This window comes from Phormidium sp. FACHB-1136 (genome assembly GCF_014697375.1).
Classification (GTDB): Bacteria; Cyanobacteriota; Cyanobacteriia; order Phormidesmidales; family Phormidesmidaceae; genus Nodosilinea.
Map to the genome: position 1 here is coordinate 1 of NZ_JACJRS010000181.1, position 5,212 is coordinate 5,212.

Annotated in this window: 4 protein-coding genes and 1 pseudogene; 1 reads left to right on the forward strand and 4 read right to left on the reverse strand. The window is 57.6% G+C overall.

Annotation, left to right across the window (positions count from 1 at the left end; translation table 11 throughout):
• Positions 1-383 (reverse strand): annotated as a pseudogene (locus tag H6G62_RS25900) (hypothetical protein); the annotation flags it as partial.
• Between the two features lie 192 nt (positions 384-575).
• Between H6G62_RS25900 and H6G62_RS25905 the strand changes: the two are divergent.
• A complete protein-coding gene (locus H6G62_RS25905; protein ID WP_190500566.1) occupies positions 576-1,541 on the forward strand; it encodes a DUF5895 domain-containing protein in 966 nt (321 codons plus the stop codon).
• A 41-nt stretch (positions 1,542-1,582) separates the two neighbouring features.
• On the opposite strand, the gene H6G62_RS25910 is transcribed toward H6G62_RS25905, so the two are convergent.
• From H6G62_RS25910 to H6G62_RS28155, 3 genes are read right to left on the reverse strand one after another with little or no spacing between them, the layout of a single operon-like run.
• The gene (locus H6G62_RS25910; protein ID WP_190500568.1) at positions 1,583-2,272 is read right to left on the reverse strand and encodes a hypothetical protein; all 690 of its coding nucleotides are present in this window, start codon (positions 2,270-2,272) and stop codon (positions 1,583-1,585) included.
• A gap of 44 nt (positions 2,273-2,316) precedes the next feature.
• Complete coding sequence (locus tag H6G62_RS25915) at positions 2,317-2,703, reverse strand: hypothetical protein (protein WP_190500570.1); 387 nt, start codon at positions 2,701-2,703, stop codon at positions 2,317-2,319.
• A 20-nt stretch (positions 2,704-2,723) separates the two neighbouring features.
• On the reverse strand, positions 2,724-4,988 hold the full coding sequence (locus H6G62_RS28155) for a M23 family metallopeptidase (RefSeq protein ID WP_190500572.1): 2,265 nt from the start codon (positions 4,986-4,988) through the stop codon (positions 2,724-2,726).
• Positions 4,989-5,212: the final 224 nt, after the last annotated feature.

The following is a 5,212-nucleotide window of genomic DNA, read 5'->3' on the forward strand; positions in this document are numbered from 1 at the left end:
ATAACGGTCTGAATCTGAGCCCCCAGCTTACGCCAACGGCCTGACCACCAAAACTGAGGAGGCCGACCCGCCCACAGCGTTAACTCGTCGCGGGGCCGCTGGGGTCGTTCAGACAGAGCCTTTTGGGGTTTCTTCTGGTTCTGGCCCTTGGGATTCCTCAGAGTGGGAGGCTGATAGTCCAGCGGCAACCGCAGTTGCTTAAGCGCCGTGGCATTGGCCGATAACTTATCAGAGGTCTGGACGGTGCGGCCCGTGGTGATGGTGCCCCGATTGTCCTTGAGCAGGATCATCAGCACGACCAACACCCCGAAGGCTCCCAGGATCACATAGCCCTGGGGATTGTTGTATTGCTCGATGAGCCCACGGAGGTCGATTCCAAACACGAGCCTTTTCCTCTGTCTAATCAGCGGCTATCGCCTTTTGGGAGCGATTGACGTTTTCCAAGCTTTTCAAATATGGCCACCCGAACCAATACATCCCAGCGCACGACTCAAACCCAACCTTCAGCCCGAACCCGTAAATCTAAACCTGGAACTAAACCTGAACAAACCCGAACCCGAAAGCCAAAAGTCGAGTTGACCGTAGATCCTGAACTCCTCGATCCTGAGTTCAACGAGACTCGGCGGCCTCGACTGCCCTACGGCATTGTCGTCAACGACAACCCAGCAGGCCTCCTGATTCCAGTGGATCAGCTTGAGTCAGCAGGCTGGCTTAACCTGCCCGACGACCTTGACGAAATCATCATTGGCGAGAACACGGTCACGGGCCTATTCCTCTCCGAATGTCGGTTAGTGGTGCTCGCTAAGGTGCCGCCCTACATCCGCTACAAAGATGCGGATCAACTCACCAAGCGAGGAGAAGACGAAACCCTGGCCCACACCCTGATTGGGCCTTACGAAACTCACCAAATCCACCTCGATAAAGCCCTGATGGAAGTGGTCTCTGAGCACGCCGTCGTGTTCCTCGACGAGAACGACCAACCCCTGCACCTGACGCCCATCGTCATTCGGTTTAAGAACGTCGCCCTTTGGAGCTTTGTCAGCACCTATGACGACTATTACCGCAAGGTGGAAAAGGCCTTTGCAGAGGCCGTCAACCAGCCCTACAGCGGCAAATCCGACAAATGGCGGTCGCTGGTCGTTGTGCCCGTGACGTTCATCCCCGAAAAGCAAGGCAAAGGCAAGAACAAGTCCACCTGCTGCAAAGCGGTCGTTGATGTTGTGCCTACCCCAGAAACCTTGTTCGAGGTCTTCCTGGGCACGCCCCAAGGCAAAGCCCTGGTCTGGGGTCTGCATACCGAAGTCGCAGGCTTTGTGGAGTCTGCCCCTACAGCGGCAGCGGCCCTGCCTCCCGCTCAGTCCCTCGACGCCTTGCCGAGTGGCGCGGCGGCGGCCAGCCCAGATGACCTCGAACTGGGTGAGGAAGAGGATGATTTCGACCCTGACGAAGACGAAGCCATCGAGGTAACCGCTGTCGTTGATGAAGACGACGAAGACTACTACGAACCAGAGGACGACGAAGAGGACGACGACGATCTCTAAGCTCAAATCCAGACCCCGCCTAGCTTAGGTGGGGTCTGGGCTTAGCTTGCCGCCAGAGGCAGGCGACGGTTGCGGGTTCCTTGGTACCGACCATCCCGCAGACAGGAAATCCGCTCCACCACTTGATGGTCTTCAACCTGACTGGCCTGGAGGCAGGGCAGTGGTCGGGCCACCCCGTCATCCACTTCAATGGGATGAATTAAGGGGATTTCAGGGGGCAGGTCGGGCCTTAGGTAGGCCGAAAACACCACCCCCTCCCCTTGCAACTCATCGCCATCCAGCCAGAGGCCGCTGTACAGACAGCCCGAACTGCCGCACAGCAGGTCGCTACGATAATCCACCAAGACCAGTCGGCCCTCATCCCCAGGAATGGACCAGCCCACCAGGGTCTCGGCCAGGTCATCGGCCTCTGATCCCGTCACGCTGGTTTCGGCCTCAATCAATTCCTGGATGATGGGGTCAGGCAGCACTTGGGACACGGGTCGCCAGTTCCCATCTTGGGCCTGGGCACTGCACCCGACCAACGTCAGGGCCATGCTGACCAGAACGGCTAGGGCAAAGCCCATCCGAAACCGATTTGCGGCTCGACGCAACCATTTGGGTGGCCCCGGTAGTTCTGCTTCTACCTCTTCTAAGGTCGGCCCCTCCCCCGCTGCCGCCCGTCGCCAGTCGTCCCAGGTGAGCAACCGCAGGTTGTTCCATCCTTGCTTCAAGTCGCTTTTGGAAAGCATGATTCAGGTGTTGAGTGTGTGTGAGATCAGCGTGCAACAAAAACTTAGTCGTACTTTGCAATGTCCTCATCAATGAGGCCAACAAAACTATCCATTACACCAGACGGAATAGTTTCACTATCCGTAATGGGAATAGGTTGTCCACTCGGGTTCCAATAGTCAACCCGACATTCGCCTGAACGATCAACCGATTGAACCGCATAGTCTGGTTCTGGAAACCCATCGAAAACTCTGAACAAACCAAAGGTGCGATCACCTACGGTCTGCTGAGCCATGAACTCAACCCGTTCAATGATGGGTGGAGCAATGTCAGTACAAGCCTCAAAGCTGACCTGAGCTTGGCTTTGAGGCATCCAAGGAGAGGCGACTACCCATCCAAAGGACAATCCGAATAAGCTAACGACTAAAGCTGTTCTGCGCCAAAATCTCATAGACTATTCTCCTTCTATCGTTAAAAATTGATGTAGTTTCTCGGGTTTTGAGGAACCCCATTTTCTCGAACCTCAAAATGCAGATGTGGCCCGGTCGAAGACCCCGTGTTACCGGTGGTGCCAATCACCTCACCCTGGCCGACCTCTTGACCCACGCTCACACTCAACCTATCCAGGTGGGCATAACGAGTCTCACGACCATTGCCATGATCAACGATAATTAAATTGCCGTAGCCGCTCGTCAGTGATCCACTGACTCCAGCAAAGGTAACCGTTCCACCGTCAGCGGCCACGGATGGAGTGCCCGTTGGCGTACCTAGGTCAATCCCAGCATGGTTGGCACTACACGTGCTGCAAGGCCGAGGCCGAGGCCCAAACTCACTGGTCACTGGAAACTGACCTTGAACGGGATACACCAGTTCGCCGCTAGCTTTCCCGGCTGGGCCACCACCGTCAGCGGCCTGAGTCCCAGGGGAACAGAGATTCAGACCCCCCACAGAACCACCTCCCTGCTCATACACTCGACGGGCATTTTCACCGTAGGCGCGTACGCTCAACCGACCAAACGCATCCGACCCACCGCCATCAACCGCGACTCCAGGCCCACCAAAGTGCATCTGGGCGGCCCGCTCCACCAATCGTCCCCCTGCAAAGGGTCGGCCTGTGGTGGGATCGATCTGGCTCGCCGCACGTCGAACGTTATGGGCCAAGAACCCTTCAAAGGCACGATTCTGGTCTTCAGGCGGAAAGTAGCGCATCAGCTCATCTGAGCTGGGGCGATGGCCACCCTCCACGCGGGATAAGAACGCTGACCCCCCTGGCCGAGCCGCAATTAACTGAGAGGCCTGGTCGTTGTAGCTCATGAACTGGAATTTCCCTAACCCCCGACCACAGTTGCGGCCCCCATCGGCGCAGACGTGCGGCCCGACGGCAAAATAGCCACCGCTTCCCTGGGACTCAATGCTGGCAATGGCACTGGCCAAGGTACCTACATCAATCCCTTCTACATTGCGGCTGGAGCTAAACTCAGCTGGGTCTGCATCTTCCGGTAGGTTAATACAGTCTGGGCTAAATCCACCTAAGTTTCCCGCTCCACCAAACCCGGTATGCCCCGGCCCAGGCATCCGCCCTCCTCGGGTCGCTCCTGTGCGTTGAGAAGGCGTTGCCGACGGAGCATCGCCCTCCAGCAGACCCACAAAGATGGGGTCATTGATGCGGTAGGTCAGGAATGGGAAGGGGCCAATCACGTAGGGGGTGCATCCTCCAAACCCACAGGCCCGAAAGAAGAGGGCGCTGGTCACGGTGTCGTCCCGTTCTTCCGGTTCCCAAATCACCTGCTTAAAGGCAGGGCCAAAGGGATGGCGACCCGTCGGTTCCCTGCCGCCATTGACCCAACGCAGCGCACCGCTACCCCCTTCAACCTCTTGGTACTTGCCCGAAACCCAGTGGCTACCGTCGAGGGGGTCAGATCCAGCCCCCAGCGCCTGAAGTTCAATCGAGGCGCAGTCTTGACGGTCGATGTTGCAAGGCACCGCAAACCCTTGTTGGTCAGAGCCAGAGATAGTACGAGGCCGATCCCCTTCCCGTGGCCCCCAAATCATGTCGATTTGCATGGTCAGATTGCCGACCACTGCGACCGGATTGGGAAAGCTTGCTAGGGGTAGGTCACGGAGTCCGGGCACCTGATTTAGGGTCGCCTGCTCAAAGCCGTTCAGGGTACCGAGAGCGGTCTGGGCTGCCCCTGGAATGTCGTCAATGCGAAAGGCGCTCAGGTCAATCTCACCCAACACCAACTCGCCCAGTTCTGGCCAACGCTGAACCGCATTAAATAAAGTCTGGCCCTGGCGTACCCTGTCCCCTAGCTCCGCATCAACGAGCGCCGCAATCGGGGGTAACGCCTCAAGGTCAAACCCACCGAGGGTCGGGATGGCTGACATCAGGTCGTTGATGGACTGATTGCCAAGCAGAGGAAAGTCTTCGATAGAACGCGCACCCAGGTCTTGGCCTAGGACAGCACCGATCTCACGTACCGTCAGGTTGCCAGGGGCCAGGTCTTGGATGTCGCTGAAGGTCAACACTTGGTCGATGGTTTGGCCCACACGCCAAGTACGCTGGTAAGGCCCCTCTCGAAACCCGCCGCCCTCGCTGAAGGCGGGCAAGTCTGCCAGCGAGAACTGATCCAAGTCGGGCACGACGACCGCTTGGTCAGGGAGTACAGAAAATTCAGTGGTTGGAACCACAGTGGCTAAGGCAGGCTGGGGGCTGACCATAAGCCAAACCAGCATGGCCAGTAGCCATGACAAACACTTCAAAACCATGGGTCATTAACAAAAGCTTCAACGTCAGAGCATCAGTGGGTCGTCGCCATAGGTGCGCGGTCGTTGTCGTCGGGTTGGAGGTTTGCCGGAGGCGGATGGGCCAGACTCCGCATTGACCACCCCTTGAGGCTGAGGCAGCGGCGAGGGTGGCCATTCATCCTCAGAAGGCTGAACCCGTCCTAAATCAGAAC